Origin of the sequence: Parapedobacter composti (genome assembly GCF_900112315.1) — a bacterium.
Classification (GTDB): Bacteria; Bacteroidota; Bacteroidia; order Sphingobacteriales; family Sphingobacteriaceae; genus Parapedobacter; species Parapedobacter composti.
Genome location: NZ_FOLL01000006.1, coordinates 168836 through 193034, shown reverse-complemented (window position 1 = coordinate 193034; position 24199 = coordinate 168836). Strand labels below are relative to the sequence as shown.

The following is a 24199-nucleotide window of genomic DNA, read 5'->3' as shown; positions in this document are numbered from 1 at the left end:
TGTCTTATTTTACCGTAATTTCCGAACCATCGCGCAGGTAAGGGCTTCCGGCAACGATAATTGATGTTGCCTGTTCGAGTCCGCCGGTTATCACGGCGTGATCGTTCTGGATTTCTCCCACCTGCACCTGCACCCGTTTGGCTGTCTTGCCGTCTTCAGTCACAAACACATATGCCTTTCCGCCGTCGCCATCAAGCAATGCGGCATAAGGGACGGGCCATGCGCCCATGGTTTGGGACAGTCTGATACGGGCCTTACCGAACATTCCGGAGGCCAGTCCGGGACGTTCTCGGTCTGACAGTTTTAAATACACGGTAAATGTACCCGACTGTGGGTCTATGCCCTCAGACTTGCGATGCACCACCGCCTTCATCGGCTCGCCGGGAACGGCATCGCTCGTCACTTCCGCAACGTCGCCCAGCCGCAGCGCGGCCCATTGCCTATCGCTCACTCCCACCTTCAACAGCCATCCCTGGCGGCCCGTCCCACTGACCACCAGCACCGGTGTTCCGGGGCCTGCGACCTGTCCCGTACTGGCCGGACGCTGAAGTACATACCCGTCAAAAGCGGCCCTTATTGAGGTATGCCCGAGATGATAAGACGCCCGCTTGGCATCCTCCTGAGCCGCCGCCAAGGCGGTTTCGGCATTTTCCAGTTGTTCCAAGGTTGCCACGCTGTCAATGTAAAGCTGCTTCGCCCGCTGGTAATCGCGCTCGGCCTTTTCCAGCGCCAGCTCCGATTGCCTTACCGCCGTATGGATTTCTGTCGGTTCCAGCGAAGCCAGCAGCTGCCCTTTTTTGAAAGCATCGCCCTCCTTTACATGGATTTGTTGGATAATCCCCCCGTTCTTAAAGGCCAGCACCGTTTCATCGTCGGTGGTGAATGTGCCCGTGGCCATAATGGCCAGCGCAGTATCCGTAGCCGCCAATGGCAGCAATGTCACCGGAATCGGGTCACTGCCCGTAGGCACGTCTGTGTGCGGTGTCCGATGGCCGCATGCACTCATCGCGAGCAGCAGCACCAAGCCAACGGGTAAGTAGCGAAATCTGTTCATTCCTGTTTGTTTCATTGTTATTGGATAAGCGGATAACTTCCCTGTTCACGTTCAAGCGTCGCTGCGGCCGACAGCACCTGGAAGGTACTGATGACAAGGGCCAGCTTGGCGGCAGTATACTGATTGCGGGCATCCACAGTTTCAATATAACTATTTGAACCCGCCTGATATCCCCTTGTAATAAGTCGCTGGTAGGCACTGGCGGCCTCCAACTGGCTTTGGGCCGACTGATAATTTTGCCAGGCCGATTCGAGCTGATGACGCGCCGCGGAACTGGCCAGTTCCAATTGTTGCTGGGCGTGTTGCAACTGCAACCGCGCTTCCTGCACGTCAAGCCTCGACTGTGCTATTTTATACTTATTCCGGCCGCCGCTGAACAGCGGCATTTCCAGTTGAAGGCCGATAAGATAGTACCGGGTCTGATCGTTAAAATGGAAACCCTCCGATTGCGAACCCAAATCCAGAAAGGCGTTGAGCCGGGGCACCGCAAATTGCCGATCCATTTTCAAGGCGGTTTCACGGATCCCTATGGCGGTGGCCAGTGATGTCAATTCTTCCCGCTGGTGGGGCTGGGCGCCGCGAATGGTACCCGCTGCGCCCAGCAGTGCGTGTTCCCGGTTGAATGCGGTATCTATCTCCGCATCGGCCTCCCGATTGAGCAAACTGTTGAAATAGCGCTGTGCATTGCGCACCTGCAGCTCCGCATCCGTAAGCCTGGCCCGGGCCTCGGCCACTTCGCTGTTTGCCCGCAGCACATAAGCGGGTAATCCTTTGCCATTATCGACCAACCGCTGATTGGTGCGCCGGCCCTCTTCTGCCAACGCCAGCGCCGACCGGTATACGTCAACCGCTTGTAGGGTACTCAGGTAATTGAAATAAGCCACTTTGATGTCTTTGACCAGCTCGCGTTTATAAATATCCACTTCCAGTTCGCTGAGCCTCACCTGCTGTTCATGAATACGCTTGTTATGCGCAATGGCTGTATTGATGAGCGGCATGGTTGTCCGTACATGCGCGTCGTAGTAATTCCGGGGCAAAAAGTTGATGGTTTCGTTTTCAATCTGGGGAAACCGGCCGGATTGCGTCAGCTGGTTCAGGGTGCTGTAAACCGGATTGAGCAGATCGCCGATGGGTAGCGGAATGTTGCGGCCCCCGTCGGCCGTCTGGTACCCGACCTGCAGGGCCATGGAAGGCAGGTACATGCTTTTGGCTGATTTCAGTGCATAATCCGCCCGCTGGAGCGATATCTGCCGTTGCTGTAGCACCAGGTTGCTGGTCAACCCGTCACGGATGTAGCTCTCCAGCACGTCCTGAGCCCGCGCGCCCACCGCCAGGTAACATAGGGTTACCGTCAGCACCGCCCGATTGATTAATACTGTTCTCATTATTAACAGTGTTTATATAATAGACCAAAAAATTAGTGCATTCGCTGAATCAGCTGCACATAGGTATTAAATGCACGTTCAAGCAACGCTTCCTGATCCGGAAGCGCATACGAACTGCATTTATCTGCGATGTGCTTGAAATGACTGGTGATGTACAACGACGAAAGTCCATGCACCACACTCCAGGAAAGCATGGCAACCTCTGCCGTATCCATTCCCGGAAAATAGCCTCCGGACTTACATGCGGACACCGTTTGCATAAGCCCGTCGAACACCCGCTCTCCTTCCGGCCACTCTTCTTCCGGATGATGTTCCTTCAGGTATTGCATGGGGTCTTTCATGATAAACATCAGTTCATAAAAGTCGGGGTGATTTACCGCAAACTGCATATAAATACGGCCCATTGCCTTGAGACGCTCAAAGGGGTCCGCCACATGAGCCAACGCCCCCAACTGTTCGCGCAACAGCCGGAACCCTTCCTGATGAAGGGCATAAGCAATATCGGTTTTATCTTTATAGTAAAGGTAAATCGTTGTCGGACTGAATTCAATTTCTGCTGCAATTTTGCGGATAGACGTTGCCTCATAGCCTTCCTTTACAAACAGCTTTTTCGCTGCTTCCAGAATCCTGGCTTTGAGGTCTTCTTTATGCCGTTCTTTTCGCTCTTTGATGCCCATTCCATTCCGATTAACGGCACAAACTTACTTAACGGTGTTAATATATCCAAAACGTTTTTTTATTTTATAAATGAAAAGAATAAAATTCTTATATTTGGCACATATTTTGAATATTATTCTTTACAAATTCATATATAACGAACAATGAACATAGAATATCACTTAGATCGCGTGGACTACGATATATTACGGCTAATGCAGGAAAATGCACGGATTAACAACGCCGATATAGCCCGCGAATTGGGCATGGCCCCATCAGCGATATTGGAACGGGTCAAAAAACTGGAACAGAAAGCAGTGATTCTACAATATAATGCCAAAATCAATCCGGCTGCTTTGGGGCAGAAGTTACTTTCCTTCATCTTTATCCGGGCGGCCGACGGAATTGGATGCGCAACCACGGGGCAGGCGTTGGCGGCCATCCCCGAGGTGCAGGAAGTGCACGATATAGCGGGTGACGATGGCTACCTCGTTAAAGTGAGGACGGCAGACTCGGCTGCCCTGGTGGAACTAATGCGCAGTTCATTTGCCAAAATACCCAATATCATTTCTACCCGCACGACCATCGTGCTCGAAACGGTGAAAGAAGAACAAAAACTCGTAATTCCTTCGGAACAGCAAGAATAATGAATACGACAGCAAAGCAACAACAGCCGATGAAATCGATAGGCACAGTGAACAGCCAACTTCCATGGAAGGTCATCTTCGCCTTTGCCATGATCTATATCGTATGGGGGTCTACCTTTTTTTTCATCCACAAAGCGCTGGCCGGCTTTGGTCCCTTTTTATTGGGAGCCGTCCGGTTCACCACGGCCGGACTGATTCTGCTCACCTATTTTTATTTCAGCGGACACCGGATATTCCATAAGCCCACCATCCTGCGCGCAGGTTTGATGGGGTTGTTGCTGCTCTATATTGACAACGGCATCATCATCTGGGTGGAGCAGTACATGCCCAGCGGACTGGTTGCCATTATGACAGCCTCCGCTGCCATCTGGTTCATCGTGCTCGATAAGCCCAACTGGAAGGCCAACTTCAGCAACTTGCCGGTGGTTTTCGGCGTATTCATGGGGTTCTTCGGTGTGGTCATGCTTTTCGGTGATCGGGTGGCCCAAGCGATGGATACTGCCCAGCGGCAGGCGAACATTACCGGCATGGTGCTGCTGCTGCTGGGGGCTATGGCGTGGACCATCGGTTCGTTGTACGCCAAGTATTACGGTAAATCCGGGGAGGCGGCGCAGGGTAACAGCATGGTAGGCACTGCGTGGCAGATGCTGCTTGCCGGTATTGTTTTTGCGATAACGGCCGGTTTCCGCGGCGAGATTGCCGATTTCCGGTTTGAGATGGTCCCTTCCGGCGCTTGGTGGGCGATGGTTTATCTCATCGTTATGGGCTCTATTGTGGCCTACAGTTCTTACATCTGGCTCCTTCAGGTACGCCCCGCCACCCAGGTGAGCACCCACACTTATGTCAACCCCATTGTGGCGGTATTGCTGGGTGCTTGGTTTGCCAGCGAAACGGTCACTTCCTCGCAGATCATGGCATTGGTGATTATCCTGCTGAGCGTGCTGCTGGTCAACTGGGATGCCTATAACCTGTCGGCGCTGTTCTCCAAGCGGAAAAGCCGCTATGCACGCCTGCGGGACAAAGTCCGCACCCGCTCGAAACTGCGCGCATCAATACCCGTCCGCGCCAATGGGTGTGCCCGGCAAGCGCAGGAGTGACGATGAAAAACGCTACAAAAACTTTTTCCTGATTTAACACAGGTTGGCTACCTTTACGCACCCGCACATCGGGTGCCGAAATGTTTGACATCATGAAGTATTTTACTTCTCCCCGATTTTTCGTTTTGCTCTGCTTGACCGTTGGCCTGGCTAACGCGTCCTGTAACCGGCATTTCGTCCTCCGGAAAGGAGGCATGTACACCCGGTTTCCGATGGACAGTACCATCACCGATGATCCGGCGTTCGTCCGCCTCTATGCGCCGTACAAGCAGCAGCTGGACGCCGAAATGAACCGGGTGGTGGGCCGGACGGCTGTGGCACTGACCAAGCCCGGGAACGTCCCGGAAACGCTGCTTGGCAACTTCTTTGCCGATGCGCTGTTGACCGAGGGGCGGAAGCTGCACCCGGAAGCGGAATTTTCGTTTGGCACGAAGGGCGGCCTCCGCACCGAGCTCATGCAGGGCGACATTACCGTGGGTCACCTTTTTGAATTGATGCCATTCGAGAATGAGCTGGTAGTGCTGGAGCTTTCAGGCGCGAGCGTGCTTCAACTGGCTCAGTTCGCTGCCAGCACAGGCGGGCAGCCCATGGCGGGGATGCGCTTGCACATTGCCAACGGCCATGCGGCCGACATACGCATCGGCGGTGCCCCGCTGGATACGGCCCGTACGTATACACTCGTGACATACGACTACCTGGCCAATGGAGGCGACAATTCGCGCGGCTTGGAAAATCCCGTAAACCGCATCAACCTGGGCAAGAAGGTCCGCGAAGCACTGATTGACTATGTAAGCGGGCTAAGCCATGACGGCCAGCACATTAATACGAAACTCGATGGACGCATCACAACGGATGAATAGACGCCATTTCCTGAAACAGGCCGGTGCCGTGGCGGCATGGTCGGCCGTCAGCAGTGTGCCCTTTGCTGCATCGGCCTCGGCCGGCGACCAAGTGGTCCTCACCATTCTCCATACCAACGACGTGCACAGCCGCATTGAACCGTTCCCCATGGACGGGTCGCGCAACCAAGGGCTGGGCGGTGTAGCACGCCGGGCCGCACTGGTGCGGCGCATCCGCTCGGAACAACGCAATGTGCTGCTGCTCGATGCGGGAGATACCGTGCAGGGCACGCCATACTTCAATCTCTTCGGGGGCAAAGTGGAGCTGGAACTCATGAGCAAGATGGGCTATGACGCCTGTACGCTGGGCAACCATGAATTTGACAATGGCCTCGATGGGCTGGCCCAAATGCTGGGTTATGCCACGTTTCCGTTTCTCACGGCCAACTACGATTTCAGCGATACCCTGCTGAAGGGAAAGACCCGTGATTATGCGATTTTCAGAAAACAGGGAATCCGCATCGGCGTGTTCGGACTTGGCATTGAACTGGACGGATTGGTGGACCCCGTCCGCTGCCGGGGTGTACGGTACCTAGACCCTATTGCCACGGCCAACGAACTTGCTGCGCAGCTCAGGCATGACCTGCGGTGCGACCTAATCGTCTGCCTGTCGCACTTAGGATACCAATACCAAAGCGATAAGATATCTGACCGGGTGCTGGCTGCCAATACGCGGAACGTGGACCTCATCATCGGTGGGCACACCCATACCTTCATGCCTGAGCCGGAATCCATCCGTAATCTCGATGGCCGGGAAACCATAGTCAACCAGGTCGGTTTTGGTGGCATTTACCTCGGCCGGCTCGACTATGTCTTTGAGCGGCAATCGGGCAAGAAAGCGTTGGCCGGCGCCTATAGGTATGACGTTTCAACACCTATGGCCGCGGTGGTTGGCTGATAACGCCCAGCGGGCGTCTACCGGATCATGAAAGAACTGCTGAAACTATACATCGATTCCTACCGTGGTCTGTCGCGGCCGGCCTGGCTGCTTGCCCTGGTTATGCTGGTTAATCGTACCGGCGCCATGGTGCTGCCATTTCTGGGCATCTACATGACGCAGGCGTTGCATTTTTCCATCAGCGAAGTGGGGGTGGTGCTGGCCTGTTTCGGCCTTGGTGCCGTTACCGGCTCGTGGCTCGGCGGCTGGCTGACCGATCGGTTCGGCAATTTCTGGGTACAGACAATCAGCCTGCTGGCCTCCGTGCCCTTGTTCATGGCAGCACCGCTGTTTACCTCCGTTAAGGGGCTCGCCGCCGTCATCTATATCCTCAGCGTTGTCACCGAATCGTTCCGTCCGGCCAATTCGGTGTCCGTAGCGCGATATGCGCGGCCCGAAAACATCACGCGTGCCTTCTCGCTCAACCGCATGGCCATCAATCTCGGCTTCTCCATCGGCCCGGCGCTGGGCGGCTTCTTGGCATCCATCTCCTATCACTGGATATTTTATGGCAACGCGTTGGGCGCCTTCATCGCTTCGCTGGTGTTTATCGCGTTTTTTGCCAAACGAAAGGGAAATACCCGGCCCAAACCAACGGCCGGTAAGGGCGACAAACCTTCTTCCAGACCCCTCTCGCCCTATCGCGACTGGACATTCCTGCTGTTCAGCCTATTTTGCTGCATTTATGCCATCTGCTTTTTCCAGTTGCTCAGTACACTGCCCCTCTTTTACCAACAAGGGCATGCCCTCAACGAGAAACAGGTAGGCATCATCCTGGGATTCAGCGGCTTTGTGGTGGTGGTCTTTGAAATGCTGCTCGTACATATCGCCGAACGGCGCCTTTCCTATGCCAGCAGTATTTTTATCGGTACTGCGCTCTGTGCCGTCTCTTTTGCATTGTTGCCCATCCCTACCGGATACTGGATACTTTACGCGTCCATTTTCCTGCTCAGCATCTCCGAAATATTGGCCATGCCGTTTATGGCATCGGTGGCGGTGCAGCGGGCTTCTAAACAGACACAGGGGGCATATATGGGGCTGAATGCGCTGGCCTTTTCTGCGGCGCACGTGTTTTCGCCTTTTTTAGGCACGCGTATTGCCGACCATTACGGCTTTAACGTGTTATGGTGGGGTACTGCTGCAGTACTTATGTGCGTGGCATGGGGGCTATACCTTGTTGTACGGAAACTGTAAAACGGTCATTTTACCAACGGGTTCTTTTCCTTAGCGAACAGCTTGTATACCTGCTTATCCACCCAGGCGGGCAGCAGTTTATTCATCAGTACGGCCAGTTTGCCCTGCCGGGTCATGACGAGTGTGCGCTTACGCTGGATGATTCCCCGTACAATCCGCTCTGCGACTTCCGTTGCGGACATCATCCTGCCTTCATCCATGCTGGTTTCGCCGTGTTCGCCACCCGAACCATCCAGTGCCGTCTGCCGGATATTCGAAGCGGTAAACCCCGGACATGCCAGCATCACATGCAGTCCGGCCTTCAGGTTTTCCACGCGCAGCGACTCCATGAATCCGTGGATGGCAAATTTGGATGCAGAATATCCCGTGCGACCGGGCAAGCCCCGGTATCCGGCAATGGATGACACGGCCACCACCGAACCTTTGCTACGAAGCAGTTCAGCCATGGCGTATTTGGTACAGTATACCGTACCCCAGAAGTTAACGTCCATCAACCGGTGTAGCACAACAAGGTCTAAATCGGCAAACAACGCCCGCATGCTGATGCCCGCATTGTTGACCAGTACATCGATGCCCCCAAAGGTTGCCACGGCCTGCTGCACAAGCGCCCGGCAGTCCGCTTCCTTAGCGACGTCACATGCCACGGCCACCGCGCGGATACCATATTTTATTTCCAGCGATCGACCGATTTCACAGAGCTCCACATAGCGCCGGGCTCCCAGCACCAAATGAGCGCCCTGACGTGCAAAGGCTTCTGCACACGCCAACCCGATGCCGGAAGAAGCGCCGGTGATGACGACGGTCTTGTTATGCAATGTTCCGCTCATAAGGTACGCGGGTGGCGATGGAACGCCCCAAGGTTACTTCATCTACATACTCCAGTTCACCACCGAAAGCAATGCCACGGGCGATGGTACTGATGGATATGCCGAAATCTTTTATTTTTTTATATAGGTAGAAAATGGTGGTATCGCCCTCCATGGTTGCACTCAAAGCCAGGATAACTTCTTGCACCCCTCCGGCTTCGAGGCGTCTCACCAAGCTGTCGATCTGGAGATCAGATGGCCCGACTCCATCCATCGGCGAAATCAGTCCGCCCAGCACATGGTATACGCCGTGATACTGGCCGGTATTTTCGATAGCCATGACATCGCGCGTATCTTCCACTACGCATATCAATCCTTTATCCCGCTTCAGCGACGCACAGATCTCACAAATATCATTGTCTGAAATATTGTGGCAGACGGCACAATGCCGGATATCCTGTTTCAGGCGGCAAAGTGCATCGGTAAACCGCAACACATCTGCATCAGGTTGCTTCAGGAGGTGCAGCACGAGGCGCAATGCCGTCTTCTGCCCCACACCGGGCAGTCGGCCGAATTCGCCAACGGCCTGTTCCAGCAGCTTGGAAGAAAAATTCATGAAACAAAGATAGCCATTTGTACGCCCAACACGAAGCAAAGGCCGAATATTTTGGGCAACGACGAACCGCACCGTTCTTTTTCACCTCCATGAAAACAATCTTCGCGTTAAAATTTATTTATTTTAGCAAAACAACGCAAACAACAATTATGGCAAGAACGCGAGAAGACAAAATCATGCGGGCCTTCGAAAACAAGACCTGGCAAGAAATCAAGGTAAAGGACTCTTGGCAGATCTTCAAAATCATGGCCGAATTTGTCGATGGTTTCGAAAAACTGGCAAAGATAGGCCCCTGCGTATCCATATTCGGATCGGCCCGCACACCGGAAGATCATAAATACTACAAACTTGCGGAAGACATTGCCCGGTTGCTCACCGAACGGGGCTACGGCGTGGTTTCCGGCGGCGGGCCCGGTATCATGGAAGCGGCAAACAAAGGGGCCTATGAAGCCGGCGGCAAATCTGTGGGCATCAATATCGAACTGCCCTTCGAACAATTCCACAATCCTTATATCGACCGCGACAAACTATTGCAGTTCAATTATTTTTTTGTGCGCAAGGTGATGTTCATGAAATATTCCCAGGGCTTCATCGTGCTGCCCGGCGGATTCGGTACCATGGATGAGCTGTTTGAGGCCATCACGCTCATCCAGACCGGAAAAGTTGCGCGCTTTCCCATCGTACTGGTGGGCAAGGAATATTATAAGGGATTGTTCGATTGGATAAAAAACACCATGCTGAACGAAGGGAACATCAGTCCGGAAGACCTTAACCTGTATCGGCTCGTGGACACAGCAGAAGAAGCCGCTGGGCATATCTTCCGGTTTTATGACAAATATTTGCTTAAACCCAATTTTTAACAAACACTGCAATTTTTTCAGCATAAAAGATTAAACACCAGACATTTATTCAGTATAACTTAAAGCAGTTGCGACAAAATTTCCGATTCGGCAATCCTTTTTTCCGTGGTATTTGTTTTGATAACACATTCCCAAAAGCGTGAAGACTATGAATTTTAACAATTATACCATCAAAGCACAGGAAGCCATTCAAAAGGCATCTGAAATTGCTGTGGGCAACCAACAGCAGTCCATTGAAACGGCTCACCTGCTCAAAGGACTTTTGCTGGTGGACGAAAATGTAGTTAACCACCTGCTCAAAAAACTGAACGTCAATGTTAGGCATGTGGAGGACGAACTTGACAAGCAGATCTCCACCTTTCCGAAGGTAAGCGGCAGCGGCATCTATCTTTCATCGGCAGCCAATACCGCGTTGCAGAAAGCCCAATCCTACTTGAAAGAATTCAAAGACGAATTCGTTTCCATTGAGCATATGCTGCTCGGCATCCTCAATGCCGGAGACAAAACGGCTTCCCTGCTTAAAGATCAAGGGGTGACTGAAAAGGACTTGAAAAAGGCCATCGCCGATTTGCGCGGCAGCTCACGGGTAACGGATCCCAATGCCGAAGCTACCTACAACGCGTTGAACAAGTATGCGCGTAACCTTAACGAAGATGCCGAATCGGGCAAACTCGATCCGGTTATCGGACGCGATGAGGAGATCCGGAGGGTCATCCAGATCCTCTCCCGCCGCACCAAAAACAATCCGATTCTGGTAGGTGAACCGGGGGTGGGCAAAACGGCTATTGCCGAAGGCATTGCCCACCGCATCATTAAAGGCGACGTACCGGAAAACCTGAAGACAAAGACGGTTTATTCGCTGGATATGGGGGCTTTGATAGCCGGGGCGAAATACAAGGGCGAGTTCGAAGAACGGCTCAAAGCAGTGGTGAAGGAGGTAACGCAAAGCGATGGGGAAATTATCCTGTTCATCGATGAAATCCATACACTTGTGGGAGCCGGCGGCGGTGAGGGGGCCATGGACGCAGCCAACATCCTTAAACCGGCACTTGCGCGGGGCGAACTTCGGGCCATCGGGGCTACCACACTTAACGAATACCAGAAGTATTTCGAGAAAGACAAAGCCCTTGAACGCCGTTTCCAAAAGGTTATGGTGGAAGAACCGGACACACAGGATGCGATTTCCATTCTCCGGGGACTTAAAGAGCGCTATGAAACCCACCACAAGGTACGCATCCTTGACGAGGCCATCATTGCGGCCGTGGAATTATCGCAACGGTACATTGCCGATAGGTTTTTGCCAGACAAGGCCATCGATCTGATGGACGAGGCGGCTTCCAAGCTGCGGCTTGAGATGGACTCCGTACCTGAAGCTGTGGATGAAATTGAACGGCGTATCATGCAGCTTGAAATCGAGCGGGAGGCCATCAAACGCGAGAATGACGCCAAAAAGGTGGAGGAACTCAGTAAGGAAATTGCCAACCTGAGCGCCGAACGTGACTCGCTGCGGGCCGCATGGCAAAGTGAAAAAACGCTGGTAGACAGCATCAACCACGAACTTGAGCAAATTGAAAACTATAAAATCGAAGCCGACCAGGCCGAGCGTGCCGGCGATTATGGCCGTGTAGCTGAGATCCGGTACGGACGCATCAAGGAGTCGCAGGATAAAGTAGAGGCGCTCAAAAAGGAACTGGCCGAAAAGCAGGGCGAAAGCCGTATGCTTAAGGAAGAAGTAACAGCTGAAGATATCGCAGGCGTGGTATCTCGCTGGACGGGTATTCCGGTGACCAAGATGGTTCAGAGTGAACGTGACAAACTGCTACACCTTGAAGAAGAATTACACAAGCGGGTGGCCGGGCAGGAGGAAGCCATTGAAGCCATTTCGGATGCCATCAGGCGGTCGCGTGCCGGACTGAGTGACAAACGCCGGCCCATAGGCTCGTTCATTTTTCTGGGAACAACGGGTGTGGGTAAGACTGAACTTGCCAAGGCGCTGGCGGAATTTCTATTCAACGATGAGCAGTCGATGGTACGAATAGACATGAGCGAATACCAAGAACGTCATTCCGTATCGCGCCTTATCGGCGCCCCCCCGGGATATGTGGGCTATGATGAAGGCGGGCAGCTTACGGAAGCCATCCGTCGCAGGCCCTATGCAGTGGTACTCCTCGATGAAATTGAAAAGGCCCACCCAGACGTATTCAACATTCTGCTACAGGTACTGGATGATGGCCATCTCACGGACAACAAGGGCCGCATCGTGAACTTTAAAAACACCATCATCATCATGACGTCCAATATCGGTTCGCACCTTATCCAGGAGAACTTCAGCCAGATGGATGATGCAAACAGGGACGAAATCATGGCCAAAACGCGCGGTGAGGTATTCGAACTGCTCCAGAAATCCATACGGCCCGAGTTTCTCAACCGGATAGATGAAATCATCATGTTTGCCCCGCTCAGCAGGGAAGAACTTGGAAAGATTGTACAACTGCAGTTCGCCCGGGTGCAACAGCAATTGGCGGAAATGGACATCCAGCTCTCGGCCAGCGAAGAAGCGCTGGATTGGCTTGCCCAACTGGGATATGATCCTCAGTACGGCGCCCGCCCGCTTAAACGCGTTATCCAGAAACATATCCTCAATGAATTATCGAAGGAAATCTTGGCCGGGAAGGTTGATAAAAACAGCCGTATAACGCTTGACATGTTTGATAATAAATTTGTGTTTTTGAATCAGTGATTGGTGGATGGTGATCGGTGGTCGGTGGACGGTGGTGGGTGATCGGTGGACGGTGGTGGGTGGTTTAGCACAATTTTTGGTATCTTTACAGAAATGTGAGGGCTAACGTTCCATGCCTACCCAATACATACAATCCGCGGGAAGCGTGCGGCGCAAGGTGATTTTCGTTTTTATCTCCTGCGTGGTGGCATTGGTGTTGGCTTGGCTTATCATCCGGGTCGCATTCACGGAAATGATGTCTACCGTAGACAACATCACCACGCCGAACCCTAAACTGGAGATTGTCAGCAGCATATCACGGGATATCATGCGGCTCGACCAATTGCAGCGTTCACAGGCTTTCGGAGGCAACACTTCCTACAAAAGTTTTTCGAAGGAATCGGGCGCCATCGCGGTATCCCTGGACTCCCTGAAGGAACTGTATGAAGAAAGCGAGATCCAGCAATCGCGGATTGATTCGATCAAACTGCTCCTGCGGCAGCGCGACAAGTTGTTCAACGCCTACATCAGGGTGCGCGAAAAGGTGGTGGATAGCCGCGAATTTCTGGAACAACTTCGATCATTAAGTGACGTTATCTATGAGCCCAGCGCAGACAGCACCATTGTTACCACGGAACGTAAGCGCAAGGTCATCACCATCCCCGGCGATACCAGCAGGATCACTGTTCCGATAAACAACGAAGACAGGGGGCTTTTTTCCAGGCTCTTCGGTTCGCGGAAACGACAGGAACAGGAGCAGCAGGAACAGGTTATCGAGGAGCGCCGAATGGTGGAGGAGGAACTTGTAACCATCGTAGATACCATCCGCGCAGTGCAGCACGATAGCACGATAGCACGCATAGACAGTGCCGTGCAGCGGTTTCAAAAGCTCCAGCAGCAGCAACGCGAACAGTTCGTCAACCGCGAGATGGAACTGACCATAGCCAGCAATACATTAATCAGTAACATGCTCAGCATCCTCCATGCCGTTGAAAATGAGGCCATGCAGGAAATCCAGCGGGATAATCAGCAAGCCAGGGCAGTGGTCAATGACAGCGTGTGGCGCATCGGTGCTATCATCCTCGCCTTCTTCATTATCACGGCCATCATGGTGTACCTCATCCTGGGCGATATCCGCCGGAACAACGCGTACCGGGCCGCATTGGAGGCAGCCAAAGAGGAGGCGGAATATCATGCGGCCGCCAAACAACGTTTTCTGGCCAACATGAGCCATGAACTCCGTACGCCGCTGCAATCCATCATCGGCTATTCGGAGCAGTTGAAACAGGAACGGGCGATAGACGATGCCAAAATCGACGCCATCTATCAGTCGTCGGAACACCTCTTGCAAATCGTCAACGAAATTCTGGATTATAGCCGAATCACGTCTGGAAAAATACACCTGAATGAAAAACCGTTTGCCGTAGCCGGCCTGGTTAACAATGTGGTGTCCGTAATGAAGGCACAAGCCCAGGCCAAAGGACTGGAACTGGAATTCAACACCCGCATCCTGGGATCGGGTTACGTATCGGGCGATGCGTTCCGTATAAAGCAGATCCTTTTTAACCTGCTGAGCAATGCGATTAAGTTTACAGACCGGGGCAGAGTTACCCTCCATGTCAGTACGGTGGTTTATGATGGAAAGACGGAACTGAACATCGTGGTAAAAGACACCGGCAAGGGAATCCCCGCCGGTGATCTGGATCGGATATTCAACGATTTTGAACAATCTGAGAATGCCAATTCCGGTGTTTATTTCGGCAGCGGCTTGGGTCTGAGCATCGTCAAGGCCATCTGCGACAGCATGGATGGCCAAATTCGCGTGGAAAGCAAGAAGGGCGTGGGATCGGTGTTCCGGGTAAACCTGCCCCTCAAAACCACCGAACTGCTGGCCGCACCGGAAACGCCGCGGCATCAGCCGTATGACACGCTCCGGCATGGCGGCCGTGTATGGATTGTGGACGATGACCGCCTCATTCTGGGATTATGCAAAAGCATATTCGCCAAGCATAAGGTCAGCTACCGGGCATTCACTTCGCCCAAAGAAGTGCTTGAAACTCCGTGGGATCCCCACGTAAAGACCATACTGATGGACATTCGCATGCCGGAAATGGACGGTACCCAGCTGAACCGTGAATTGCGGCGCAAAATAGACACCTCAGGGGTAAAAATATACGCGTGCACCGCGCAGGTGCTTCCCGAAGAACAGGAACACATTCTCGCGCAGGGCTTCGACGGCCTGCTGCTGAAGCCGTTCAGGGAAGCTGATCTGTTGCAGGTGCTCGGGGTTCCGGCCAGCACGGCAATGCCGGCATCGCCACAAACGGCGGAGGGAATCCGTCCTGCCCTGGATGATGACACGCAGGCCCGCGGTATCATTGCGCTCTATATCCGGGATACCGAAGCGGATATGGCCGACCTGAAACGCTGTTACCAAGCGGGCAACTTGGAAGGGGCTGAACTGTTGCTGCACCGTATAGCCGGACGAACGGCCCAAATCGGTGCGGATAAGATTGCTTTTCTGCTCCGGAAAATGGAAATCGATGCGCGCAGCGGGGAACTGCCGGATGCCAATGAATTTACCAAGGGCATGGACCAGCTGGCGCAGTTCATCCAGCAATTGCAAATCCACGGCAGCCCGAGCGAGGTGACGGTTTAAATTGTTACCTTTGCAGGCAAAAACAATGTTATGCCCCATACTCCCCCACCCCACCAGGAAACGCCCGCAACGGCTTTTGAACGACTACTGACCATACTGCACACCCTGCGTACGGAATGCCCGTGGGATCGTAAACAAACCATGGAGACCTTGCGGCACCTGAGCATTGAAGAAATGTATGAACTGGGCGATGCTATACTGGAAAACAACCTGGATGAGGTAAAAAAAGAACTGGGTGACCTCATGATGCATTTGGTATTCTATGCCCGTATTGCCGAAGAACAGGGTGCCTTTGATGTGGTGGATGTGCTTAATGGTGTATGCGACAAACTGATTTCCCGCCATCCGCATGTCTATGGCGACGTTTTGGCCGCGAATGAAGAAGATGTAAAAAGCAACTGGGAACAGCTGAAGCTGAAGGAAGGAAACCAATCCGTCTTGGCCGGAGTACCAGCCTCTTTACCTGCCCTTGTAAAGGCCTACCGGATACAGGACAAAGTGCGGGGTGTTGGTTTTGACTGGGAAGAAAAGCAGCAGGTGTGGCAAAAGGTAGAAGAAGAACTGGCGGAGTTTAAAAGTGAATTTGATGTGACTGCAGCTGAGGCCATAGACAAGGAGAAAGCCGAAGCTGAATTCGGCGATCTGCTCTTTTCCCTGGTGAACTATGCCCGCTTCATCGGCATCAATCCAGAAAATGCCCTGGAGCGCACCAACAAGAAATTCATCAAACGCTTTTCACATTTGGAAGCCCGTGCAAAAGCCGAAGGGAAATCACTCAAGGAAATGACCCTTGCCGAGATGGATGTCTTCTGGGAAGAAGCCAAGAAACTATAACTCGCCGTGCTGAAACAAGCTTTCACCCGCTCCCTGTTTCTTCAGCAGCACGAAATGTGAACGCACCGCCTTGATTGCCGGATAACAGGTGTAGGGCAGATCATACTCCCTGGCGTACCGCTTGATAATGGGCGTAATATAGGGATAGTAGGTGTGGGCAACGTGCGGGAAAAGATGATGTGCCACGTGATGGGTAAAGCCTCCGAAGAGGAAATTCGCGAGCGGGTTGTCGGCACTGAAATCTTTGGTCACCATCATCTGGTGCTCGGCCCAGGTGACATCCATTTTGCCATCGGGCGGCGGCAACGGAAATACCGCGGTCTCATCCACATGGGTTGATATCAGGGCGATGACCCCCAACATGCTGCCGAAAATATGCATGCACAGCCATCCCAGCACAATGATATACCAAGGTTGGTCCAGCACCATGACAGGGACACCTATCAAATAAAACAAGTTGAAAATCTTTGCGGCAAACAGCTTAACATATTCTACCCGCGGGATTTTGACGACCCGCTTCACGTAATTGTCCTTCGTACCGAAGAAATCCTTAAAATCGCGGATAAACAACCAGTTTAAGGTATACAGTGGATACAGCAGAAACATGTAAATGTGCTGGTACCGGTGTTTCTTCAGGTGCGGGCTATCGGGGAAAATACGTACCAGATCGCTCTGTTTGATATCCGTGTCCCAATGCTGGATATTCGGGTACGGATGGTGCAGCAGGTTATGGCGTTTGCCCCACAGCCAGCTGTTGCTGCCAAAAAGCTCCAGCACATGCATAAACCACTGATTGTGCTTCCTTTTTTTGAACACTGCCCCGTGTGCCGCATCGTGAAACGCATTGATGAACAGCATAATCATGGAAAAGCCGAGCAGGATATAGCAGAGGAACAGCAAGGGAGTATGGTTTCCGAAAATCAGGATGCAGCTGTATAAGCCAACATACAGGAACAGGAGGAAAAATGTTTTGGCGACATTCAACCGCTGTATCCGTTTGTTCCCTAACACCGTGACCTGCACCTCTTTCTGAAGCTTTTTAAAGAAATCATCAGGCCCGGGCTTCTTGTATGTAGGTTTCACCAGTTCTTCCATACCGTAACAGTTACGTAGCAAAAATAGTAATTATCAACCATTCCGTATAGTTCAAACTGCATTTCAATATGGTACATGACATTACAGTGACTTTAGGATGACAGCACCGAAGCATGTCTGATTTCCGCAATAATTCGTATTTTCGCGACCAATATGGAAACAGTTGTCAGTGGTATCCGGAGTACCGGAAAGTTACACTTAGGAAATTACTATGGTGCCATCAAAAACTTCGTGAAGATGCAGCACGAGCACCGCTGCTACTTTTTTATCGCGGACCTGCATTCGCTGACTACGCATCCTACGCCACAGGATCTGCATGCCAACGTGCGCCAGGTGGCAATTGAATACCTTGCCGCCGGCATTGATCCGGAAATTGCGACGATATATATCCAATCGGATGTGCCGGAGGTGGCCGAGCTTTACCTGTATATGAACATGAATGCCTACCTGGGTGAACTGGAGCGGGCCACCTCGTTCAAAGATAAGGTGAGGGCCAACCCGAACAACGTTAATGCCGGACTGCTCACTTACCCCGTTTTAATGGCCGCCGACATCCTGCTGCACCACGCCACCAAAGTACCTGTAGGCAAAGATCAGGAGCAGCATCTTGAGATGACACGCACCTTTGCCAACCGGTTTAACCGGATGTATAACACGGACTATTTTCAGGAGCCCCATGCCTTTTCGTTCAGCAAACAGCTCGTTAAAATACCCGGATTAGACGGTAAGGGCAAAATGGGTAAATCTGAGGGAGAAGCCAATGCGGTATACCTGTCTGACTCGCCGGAAACCATCCGCAAGAAAGTGATGCGTGCAGTGACAGACAGTGGGCCCACTGAACCGAACCAGCAGAAACCGGAGGCTATCCAAAACCTGTTTACCTTGATGGCCGCCGTATCGTCGCCCGACACCGTGCAGCATTTTGATGACTTATACAACCGGTGTGAAATCCGGTATGGCGATCTGAAAAAACAGCTCGCCGAAGACATCATTGCCGCCACAGCGCCTGTACGCCAGCGTATCCATGAAATTTCAACGGATAACACGTATATTAGCAAGGCCATTCGCCAAGGCAACGAAAAAGCACGGGAGAGCGCCCGCAAGACGCTCGCGGATGTACGGGAAATCATCGGCTTCAGGAAATTTTAGCATGCACATCGCCATCGTAGGAAACATCGGAGCAGGAAAAACCACCCTCACCCAGTTGCTGGCCAACCACCTGAAATGGGAGCCGCAATTTGAGGCAGTGGATGACAACCCTTACCTGGAGGATTTTTACAGCGACATGAAACGCTGGGCATTCAACCTCCAGATTTATTTTCTGAACAGCCGCTTCAGGCATATCGTTGAGCTGCAGAAAAAAAACATCAATATTATCCAGGACCGTACCATCTATGAGGATGCGTATATCTTTGCGGAGAATCTGTATGACATGGGACTCATGAGTGCCCGCGATTTTGAAAATTACAGCAATATTTTCGAGAGTATCGTATCCTATATCAAGCCACCGGATCTGCTGATTTATCTCAGAGCCTCAGTACCCACGTTGGTTGAAAATATCCAGACCCGGGGCAGGGAATACGAAGCCAACATCCGCCTGGATTATCTTTCCAAACTGAATGCAAAGTACGAAAAGTGGATTAAAAACTACAAAGAAGGCAAGTTGCTTATCCTGGACAAGGATAAGCTTGACTTTGCCCGTAACCCCGAAGATATGGGGTTCGTACTCCAAAAAATCGAAACCGAATTGTTCGGTTTATTCTGAGGCTTAGCTGCTGCGGTTAATTCCGCAGCAGTTCCCGAAAGTTCTTAACGCTCTGAGCCACGTCTCCCGCGTTGTTTTCCCAATTATGCTCGTATTCCGCAGAGATATTACCCTTAAAGCGCTGACGCTTCAATTCAGCAATCACTCCGGCCACGTTACATACGCCTGTGCCCCAATGCACGTCATGTGTTTTGCTGGATCTTTCTGCTAAATCCTTGAAATGCAGACTTACCAGGTGCCCCTCATATTGCCTGAGGCTTTCCACGGGATCCAACCCCGACCTAACCCAGTGGCCAATATCAGCACAGGCCCCAACATACTTACTGTCGGCGGCGGCTATAGCGTCTAGTACCGTCTGTGGGTTCCAGTAGCGCGACGGCTTCGGATGGTTATGGATGCCTACCTTAATTTTATACTGATTGGCCAGCTGACCTATCAAGGGTATGAATTTCTCATTGGGTTCGGTATTGATGACTTTAACACCCATGGCTTTTGCGAATTCGAACAACTGGCGCCACTCCTCTTCGGTGTTGCCATTGACCACTCCGAATGCATATAACTTCACGCCTTTCCTTTTCAAGGCTTTACGGATAAGTTTCCGTTTAGCGGCGTCCATCTTATAATCCATTTTCCCTTCAATACCGCCCCCCAACTTCTGTCCGGTGTAGGCTTCTACCGATTTCAATCCCGCTCCAAGGGTCTTATCTACCGCCTCAAAAAACGTAAACTGTTTGAAGGTATAGGTCTGGGCCGATAGCTGCCAGCCGAGTTTCCGCTCCGGTTGCTGGGCGAGTGCCTGCATCGCGGAGGCCAGTGTGACGAACCCGATAAGAGCAAGCGTGTGAAGGTTTTTTTTCATATTGTATCTTTGTTAAGTTATAAATATACATCATAAGTTCAGCGGCGATGGAATCACCGGTGAGCGTCATAACGATAGGCCCGCACCGACTTGCGGAGCAAGGCCCGTTGTTCATCAGCCAGGGGGGTGCCGCGGCGCAGCACGCGCAACGCATCGTCCAACTGCGCCGATGTCCGGATCCCCAATGCAGCGGTAGCCACAGCGGGATGCCCCCAAACATATCCCAACGCCACCTCCAGCTTGTCTATCCCCATCTCCGCAGCCATGCTGGCTATCGCTTTGGCAGCCCTGCCAACCTCACCATCGGTATATTGCAGGTATGCGGCCGCCCCTTTACCCACCAACAAGCCCTGGGCCACCGCGCCCCGGCAGATCACGCTGATACCATGCGCGTGCAACAGGTCCAATAGTTCCTCTTCCGGCCGATGATCGAGCAGACTATACTGCATCATCACGCTCACAATGTTGGAGCGCTTCACATATTCCCGGATAACGTTCGGCCGGATCGATGAAATGCCATACCAGCGGATTTTGCCCTGCTGTTTAAGCAATTCAAATGCACTGATGGTTTCATCCAACGGGTCATCAATTGTCCCCCCGTGCAACTGGTACAGATCGATGTAGTCCGTTTTCAGCCGGCGGAGGCTATGCTCAACGCTTTTTATGATATAATCCTTGCTGGGGTTCCAGTCCCACCCGCTTCCATCGGGCCGCCATTGGTTGCCTACCTTGGTGGCAATGATTATATCCTTCCGGACCGGTTTAAGTGCGTCGCCCACCACCTGTTCATTGAATCCTTTCTGATACAGGTCTGCTGTATCAAAAAAGTTTATGCCGCCATCTACCGCTTTGCGCAACAAATCCTTGCTGGCCGACTGGTTTTCACCCAGCGACATGCAGCCGAAGCCGACCCGGGTTACGTATAAATCCGATTTACCTAAAGGGTTCATTTGGTTCCATGGGCAGGGCTATCCGCTACTGGAGTTACCTCGCCGCCTTTCTTTACCGAAATCAGTTCCACATCGAATATCAGCGGGCTGTACGGCGGAATATCCGGCCCCGCACCGCGCTCACCGTAGCCCAGTGCATACGGCACATAAAGTCGGTAATGCGATCCTGCAGGCATCAATTGCAGCCCCTCAATCCAGCCCTGTATCACCCGTTCGAGCGGAAAGGTTGCCGGCTCCCCGCGGTCATACGAACTATCGAAGACCTGGCCGTTGCGCAGTTGTCCCTTATAATGGACGGTCACTGTGTCGGCAACCGTGGGTTTTTCGCCCTCTCCGGCACGGATCACCTCATATTGAAGACCTGAAGCAGTCGTATTCACCCCTTGTCTGGTCTGGTTGCCCGCCATAAATTCATCTGCCTCGTTCCTTAACTTTGCATCCATTTTTTCCCGAGCAGCAGTAATTGCGCCCATAATGAGTTCGCGCTCCAACCCTTCGTCAAACAAGCGGTCATTTCCCGAAAAAACATCAGCCACAGCCTGAGCCAGCACTGCGGCATTTATCGTTTCGAGGCCGGCCTGCTTCAGGTCGCGGGCGATGGAAGCACCAAACGCATATGCCACCGAATCGGCTTGGTTCTTAAGCTGCGCATGCGCATTGGTGGCTGCCATCAGCACGCTGCTGACCGCTATGATGGTGGACAATTTCATTTGAAAATAATTAACGATTTTATCTGTTTTCAATGGTCTTAATGAAAGCTTTCCTTTTTGTTCTTCAAAGGCTTCACACCGTCAAATATACACACTTATTTTTTTCCACCGTCCGTTTCTTTAAATAATAGCCCGTCTGCTGGCGAATATGGCATCAACGCGATCGCTTCGCTAAGTTCGGCAGCAAAGCGGCAACGATGCCGATTAGCGGAAGAAAAGAACAAAGCCGGTATACATAATCTATCCCGGCACTATCGGCCAGTCTGCCAAGCACGGCCGAACCTACCCCTCCCATCCCAAAAGCAAACCCGAAAAACAAGCCCGACACCAGCCCCACATTTCCGGGCAGTAGTTCCTGCGCATACACCAGGATGGCAGAGAAGGCCGAAGCAATGACCACACCTATAATGAACGACAGAACGACCGTCCAGAACAGATTAGCATACGGGAGTGCCAGTGCAAAAGGAGACGCGCCGAGAATAGACAGCCAGATGACGTATTTGCGCCCGATGCGATCGCCCACCGGACCGCCGATCATCGTACCCGCCGCCACGGCAAAGAGGAAGACAAACAAGTAGATTTGCGACTGCTGCACGGATACGCCGAATTTATGCATCAAATAGAACGTATAATAACTGGTAAGGCTGGCAAAATAAAAGTACTTGGAGAAGATCAGCACCAGAAGCACCAAAATGGAAATAACCACTGTCCGGCGCGGCAGGGACTGCTGCACCACGGTCTTCACCTTATTATTTTTACGCAGAATGTAATTACGGATAGATTTTGGCTTATACCACTTACCGATGCGATACAGAATGACTATTGCCGTAAGTGCCGCAAAAGAAAACCAAATCACGTTGAATCGCCCGAAAGGCGCGATAAGCATGGCAGCCAGCAGCGGTCCGATGGCACTACCCGCATTGCCCCCCACCTGGAACAGCGACTGCGCGAAACCGCGCCTGCCTCCCGACGCCACATAGGCCATTCGCGACGCCTCTGGATGAAACACCGATGAACCCGCCCCCACGAAAGCCACAGCCACCAGTACCCACTGATAACTCGGCGCAACCGCCAGCATGACCAGTCCGCCGAGACTGAATCCCATGCCCACCGGCAACGCATAAGGATAGGGCCTGCTATCCGTAATCATCCCGACAAGCGGCTGCAAAAGCGACGATGATAGCTGGAATACCAGCGTTATGATCCCGATTTGTGAAAAACTTAACAGGAACGTGTCTTTCACCAGCGGATAGATGGCCGGGATAAGCGACTGGATGGTATCATTAAGCAGGTGAGAAAAACTTAAGGCGAACAGGACGGGATAGATGGTTGCAGGTACGTGCTTTACTTCAGATGCTTCAGTGCCCATTAATACAGGATTTTTCTGCAAAGCTAACAAATCTGCTGGCCCGGAGGTATCATTTTAGCGTAATAAAGCCGTAAAAATAAAAGCCGGGGTCAATCTGTCCCCGGCAAGAAAAGGCTGAACGTATAACGTTTTTTCCATCTACGGAAAACGATCACTGATGATGAACATATAACTGGAAGATTCCCGGTGTATGTATCTGAATCTCCACAGGTGTACATGCACCTTCCTTGAATACCGATGTGGGGATCTCAAATGTTTGCTGCCTTGAAAATGTATTTGTCGGATAGTAATTGAAGAGCACTACAATCTTTACGTTGCCATTCCTAATATCCGTTTCATCGATCGGGTACCGAGTCGGGAACGCGATATCCTCGCCGCAGTGGGGAGCAGCGTTCCGATCGGTAAACCCGCCTAATTCGTACGCAGCGTGGCCTATCTTCACACTCCTTATCCAGTAATCCTCACTTGCTACTTCCTTGAAAAAGAGCGTCACCCATGTTACTGTCTCCTCTTCCTCGACTTCATCGATAACTTCCGGCGCTTCCTTTTTTGAACATCCGGCGGCACCTACGAAAATCAATCCATATATACTCAGCAAAATAAACGTACTAAACTTCTTCATCTCTTTATCAAGATACTTGTTGCTCGTTGACCATCGTACGGGCTGTAACTGTCTAACTCCAATTGGTTGCCGTCTTGGGATATCGTTAAGGTACTTTCCGAAGAATACCTCACCCCGGAGATAGTACCGTTGACACGGGTATACCACAGCGCCTCGCAGGAAAATCTATTTTCAGACTCGCGGTTCAGGTTTTTGATGTAAAAATCACCGTACTTTACAAACCCAGTCTGTATTGTTTCCAGCCACGCACTGTTCGTGGTCGACTCCAGCATCAAACCGTCGGCCCTACCATTATAAATCGTGGTGCCGGATTCGTTCTGCCATTTGCCCACCAGCCGGCTATCCTCAGTTTGATGCCTGCCCCCATCGTCGTCCGCGTCACCGTCCTTCTTGCAAGCACCCAATAGGACTAAACTACCCCACAGCAAAAAATGAATAACATTTTTCATGACCCTCAATATTTAA

The 24199-nt window shown here is 52.1% G+C and carries 23 protein-coding genes; 11 read left to right on the top strand and 12 right to left on the bottom strand.

The genetic code is table 11. From position 1 onward, the window contains the following. Window positions 1-4 precede the first annotated feature (4 nt). The 3 genes from BM030_RS08930 to BM030_RS08920 are packed head-to-tail and all read right to left on the bottom strand — an operon-like array spanning window position 5 to window position 3116. Window positions 5-1054, bottom strand: coding sequence for an efflux RND transporter periplasmic adaptor subunit (locus BM030_RS08930; protein WP_090973268.1), 1050 nt, complete (start codon window positions 1052-1054; stop codon window positions 5-7). Between the two features lie 17 nt (window positions 1055-1071). Then, window positions 1072-2439 (bottom strand): TolC family protein, encoded by a 1368-nt coding sequence (locus BM030_RS08925; RefSeq protein ID WP_090973240.1) that lies wholly within the window; start codon window positions 2437-2439, stop codon window positions 1072-1074. Between the two features lie 32 nt (window positions 2440-2471). Next, window positions 2472-3116: a TetR/AcrR family transcriptional regulator gene (locus BM030_RS08920; protein ID WP_090973239.1), complete on the bottom strand. Its 645-nt coding sequence runs from the start codon at window positions 3114-3116 to the stop codon at window positions 2472-2474. Window positions 3117-3260: 144 nt separating this feature from the next. Between BM030_RS08920 and BM030_RS08915 the strand changes: the two genes are divergently transcribed. The 5 genes from BM030_RS08915 (at window position 3261) to BM030_RS08895 (ending at window position 7870) form a co-directional block, all read left to right on the top strand. Next, a complete protein-coding gene (locus BM030_RS08915) occupies window positions 3261-3743 on the top strand; it encodes an Lrp/AsnC family transcriptional regulator (RefSeq protein WP_090973238.1) in 483 nt (160 codons plus the stop codon). After that, window positions 3743-4840 carry an EamA family transporter gene (locus tag BM030_RS08910; RefSeq protein ID WP_244518800.1) on the top strand — a complete coding sequence of 366 codons (1098 nt, stop codon included), beginning with the start codon at window positions 3743-3745 and terminating at the stop codon, window positions 4838-4840. Before BM030_RS08915 ends, BM030_RS08910 begins: the two co-directional genes overlap by 1 nt. 92 nt (window positions 4841-4932) lie before the next feature. Next, entirely contained in the window at window positions 4933-5700 is a 768-nt protein-coding gene (locus BM030_RS08905; RefSeq protein ID WP_244518798.1) for a 5'-nucleotidase C-terminal domain-containing protein, read from the top strand. Next, window positions 5675-6637, top strand: a complete 963-nt coding sequence (locus tag BM030_RS08900) for a bifunctional metallophosphatase/5'-nucleotidase (RefSeq protein WP_090973237.1) — start codon at window positions 5675-5677, stop codon at window positions 6635-6637. The genes BM030_RS08905 and BM030_RS08900 overlap by 26 nt, the downstream gene beginning before the upstream one ends. Window positions 6638-6664: 27 nt before the next feature. After that, window positions 6665-7870, top strand: coding sequence for an MFS transporter (locus tag BM030_RS08895; RefSeq protein ID WP_090973236.1), 1206 nt, complete (start codon window positions 6665-6667; stop codon window positions 7868-7870). A gap of 5 nt (window positions 7871-7875) precedes the next feature. Here the strand turns inward: BM030_RS08895 and BM030_RS08890 are convergent, their stop codons facing one another. Together BM030_RS08890 and recR are read right to left on the bottom strand one after the other, a co-directional pair. Next, window positions 7876-8697 carry an SDR family oxidoreductase gene (locus BM030_RS08890; protein WP_090973235.1) on the bottom strand — a complete coding sequence of 274 codons (822 nt, stop codon included), beginning with the start codon at window positions 8695-8697 and terminating at the stop codon, window positions 7876-7878. Next, on the bottom strand, window positions 8678-9292 hold the full coding sequence (gene recR / locus BM030_RS08885) for a recombination mediator RecR (RefSeq protein ID WP_090973234.1): 615 nt from the start codon (window positions 9290-9292) through the stop codon (window positions 8678-8680). The genes BM030_RS08890 and recR overlap by 20 nt, the downstream gene beginning before the upstream one ends. 149 nt (window positions 9293-9441) lie before the next feature. Between recR and BM030_RS08880 the strand changes: the two genes are divergently transcribed. The 4 genes from BM030_RS08880 to mazG all read left to right on the top strand — a co-directional run bounded on the left by BM030_RS08880 (window position 9442) and on the right by mazG (window position 16364). Next, the gene (locus BM030_RS08880; protein WP_090973265.1) at window positions 9442-10152 is read left to right on the top strand and encodes an LOG family protein; all 711 of its coding nucleotides are present in this window, start codon (window positions 9442-9444) and stop codon (window positions 10150-10152) included. 148 nt (window positions 10153-10300) lie between these two features. Continuing rightward, window positions 10301-12892, top strand: a complete 2592-nt coding sequence (gene clpB, locus BM030_RS08875) for an ATP-dependent chaperone ClpB (RefSeq protein WP_090973233.1) — start codon at window positions 10301-10303, stop codon at window positions 12890-12892. Between the two features lie 112 nt (window positions 12893-13004). Further along, entirely contained in the window at window positions 13005-15530 is a 2526-nt protein-coding gene (locus tag BM030_RS08870; RefSeq protein WP_090973232.1) for an ATP-binding protein, read from the top strand. Window positions 15531-15560: 30 nt separating this feature from the next. Continuing rightward, complete coding sequence (gene mazG, locus BM030_RS08865) at window positions 15561-16364, top strand: nucleoside triphosphate pyrophosphohydrolase (RefSeq protein ID WP_090973231.1); 804 nt, start codon at window positions 15561-15563, stop codon at window positions 16362-16364. Here mazG and BM030_RS08860 read toward each other — a convergent pair. Continuing rightward, entirely contained in the window at window positions 16359-17459 is a 1101-nt protein-coding gene (locus BM030_RS08860; RefSeq protein WP_090973230.1) for a fatty acid desaturase family protein, read from the bottom strand. The two genes, mazG and BM030_RS08860, sit on opposite strands and share 6 nt — an antisense overlap. Window positions 17460-17612: 153 nt before the next feature. Here BM030_RS08860 and trpS point away from each other — a divergent pair, with 153 nt between their 5' ends. Both trpS and BM030_RS08850 read left to right on the top strand, forming a co-directional pair. After that, window positions 17613-18608: a tryptophan--tRNA ligase gene (gene trpS / locus BM030_RS08855; protein ID WP_090973229.1), complete on the top strand. Its 996-nt coding sequence runs from the start codon at window positions 17613-17615 to the stop codon at window positions 18606-18608. 1 nt (window position 18609) lies between these two features. Next, entirely contained in the window at window positions 18610-19224 is a 615-nt protein-coding gene (locus BM030_RS08850; protein ID WP_090973228.1) for a deoxynucleoside kinase, read from the top strand. Window positions 19225-19240: 16 nt separating this feature from the next. Here the strand turns inward: BM030_RS08850 and BM030_RS08845 are convergent, their stop codons facing one another. The 6 genes from BM030_RS08845 to BM030_RS08820 form a co-directional block, all read right to left on the bottom strand. Next, window positions 19241-20083, bottom strand: a complete 843-nt coding sequence (locus BM030_RS08845) for a sugar phosphate isomerase/epimerase family protein (protein ID WP_090973227.1) — start codon at window positions 20081-20083, stop codon at window positions 19241-19243. 53 nt (window positions 20084-20136) lie between these two features. Continuing rightward, window positions 20137-21033: an aldo/keto reductase gene (locus BM030_RS08840; protein ID WP_090973226.1), complete on the bottom strand. Its 897-nt coding sequence runs from the start codon at window positions 21031-21033 to the stop codon at window positions 20137-20139. Beyond that, the gene (locus BM030_RS08835) at window positions 21030-21743 is read right to left on the bottom strand and encodes a BamJ family beta-barrel-assembly machinery protein (protein ID WP_170845677.1); all 714 of its coding nucleotides are present in this window, start codon (window positions 21741-21743) and stop codon (window positions 21030-21032) included. The genes BM030_RS08840 and BM030_RS08835 overlap by 4 nt, the downstream gene beginning before the upstream one ends. Before the next feature lie 154 nt (window positions 21744-21897). After that, window positions 21898-23112 (bottom strand): MFS transporter, encoded by a 1215-nt coding sequence (locus tag BM030_RS08830; RefSeq protein WP_090973225.1) that lies wholly within the window; start codon window positions 23110-23112, stop codon window positions 21898-21900. Between the two features lie 151 nt (window positions 23113-23263). Then, entirely contained in the window at window positions 23264-23734 is a 471-nt protein-coding gene (locus BM030_RS08825) for a hypothetical protein (RefSeq protein WP_090973224.1), read from the bottom strand. Then, window positions 23731-24183 carry a hypothetical protein gene (locus BM030_RS08820; protein WP_090973223.1) on the bottom strand — a complete coding sequence of 151 codons (453 nt, stop codon included), beginning with the start codon at window positions 24181-24183 and terminating at the stop codon, window positions 23731-23733. Before BM030_RS08820 ends, BM030_RS08825 begins: the two co-directional genes overlap by 4 nt. Window positions 24184-24199 lie beyond the last annotated feature (16 nt).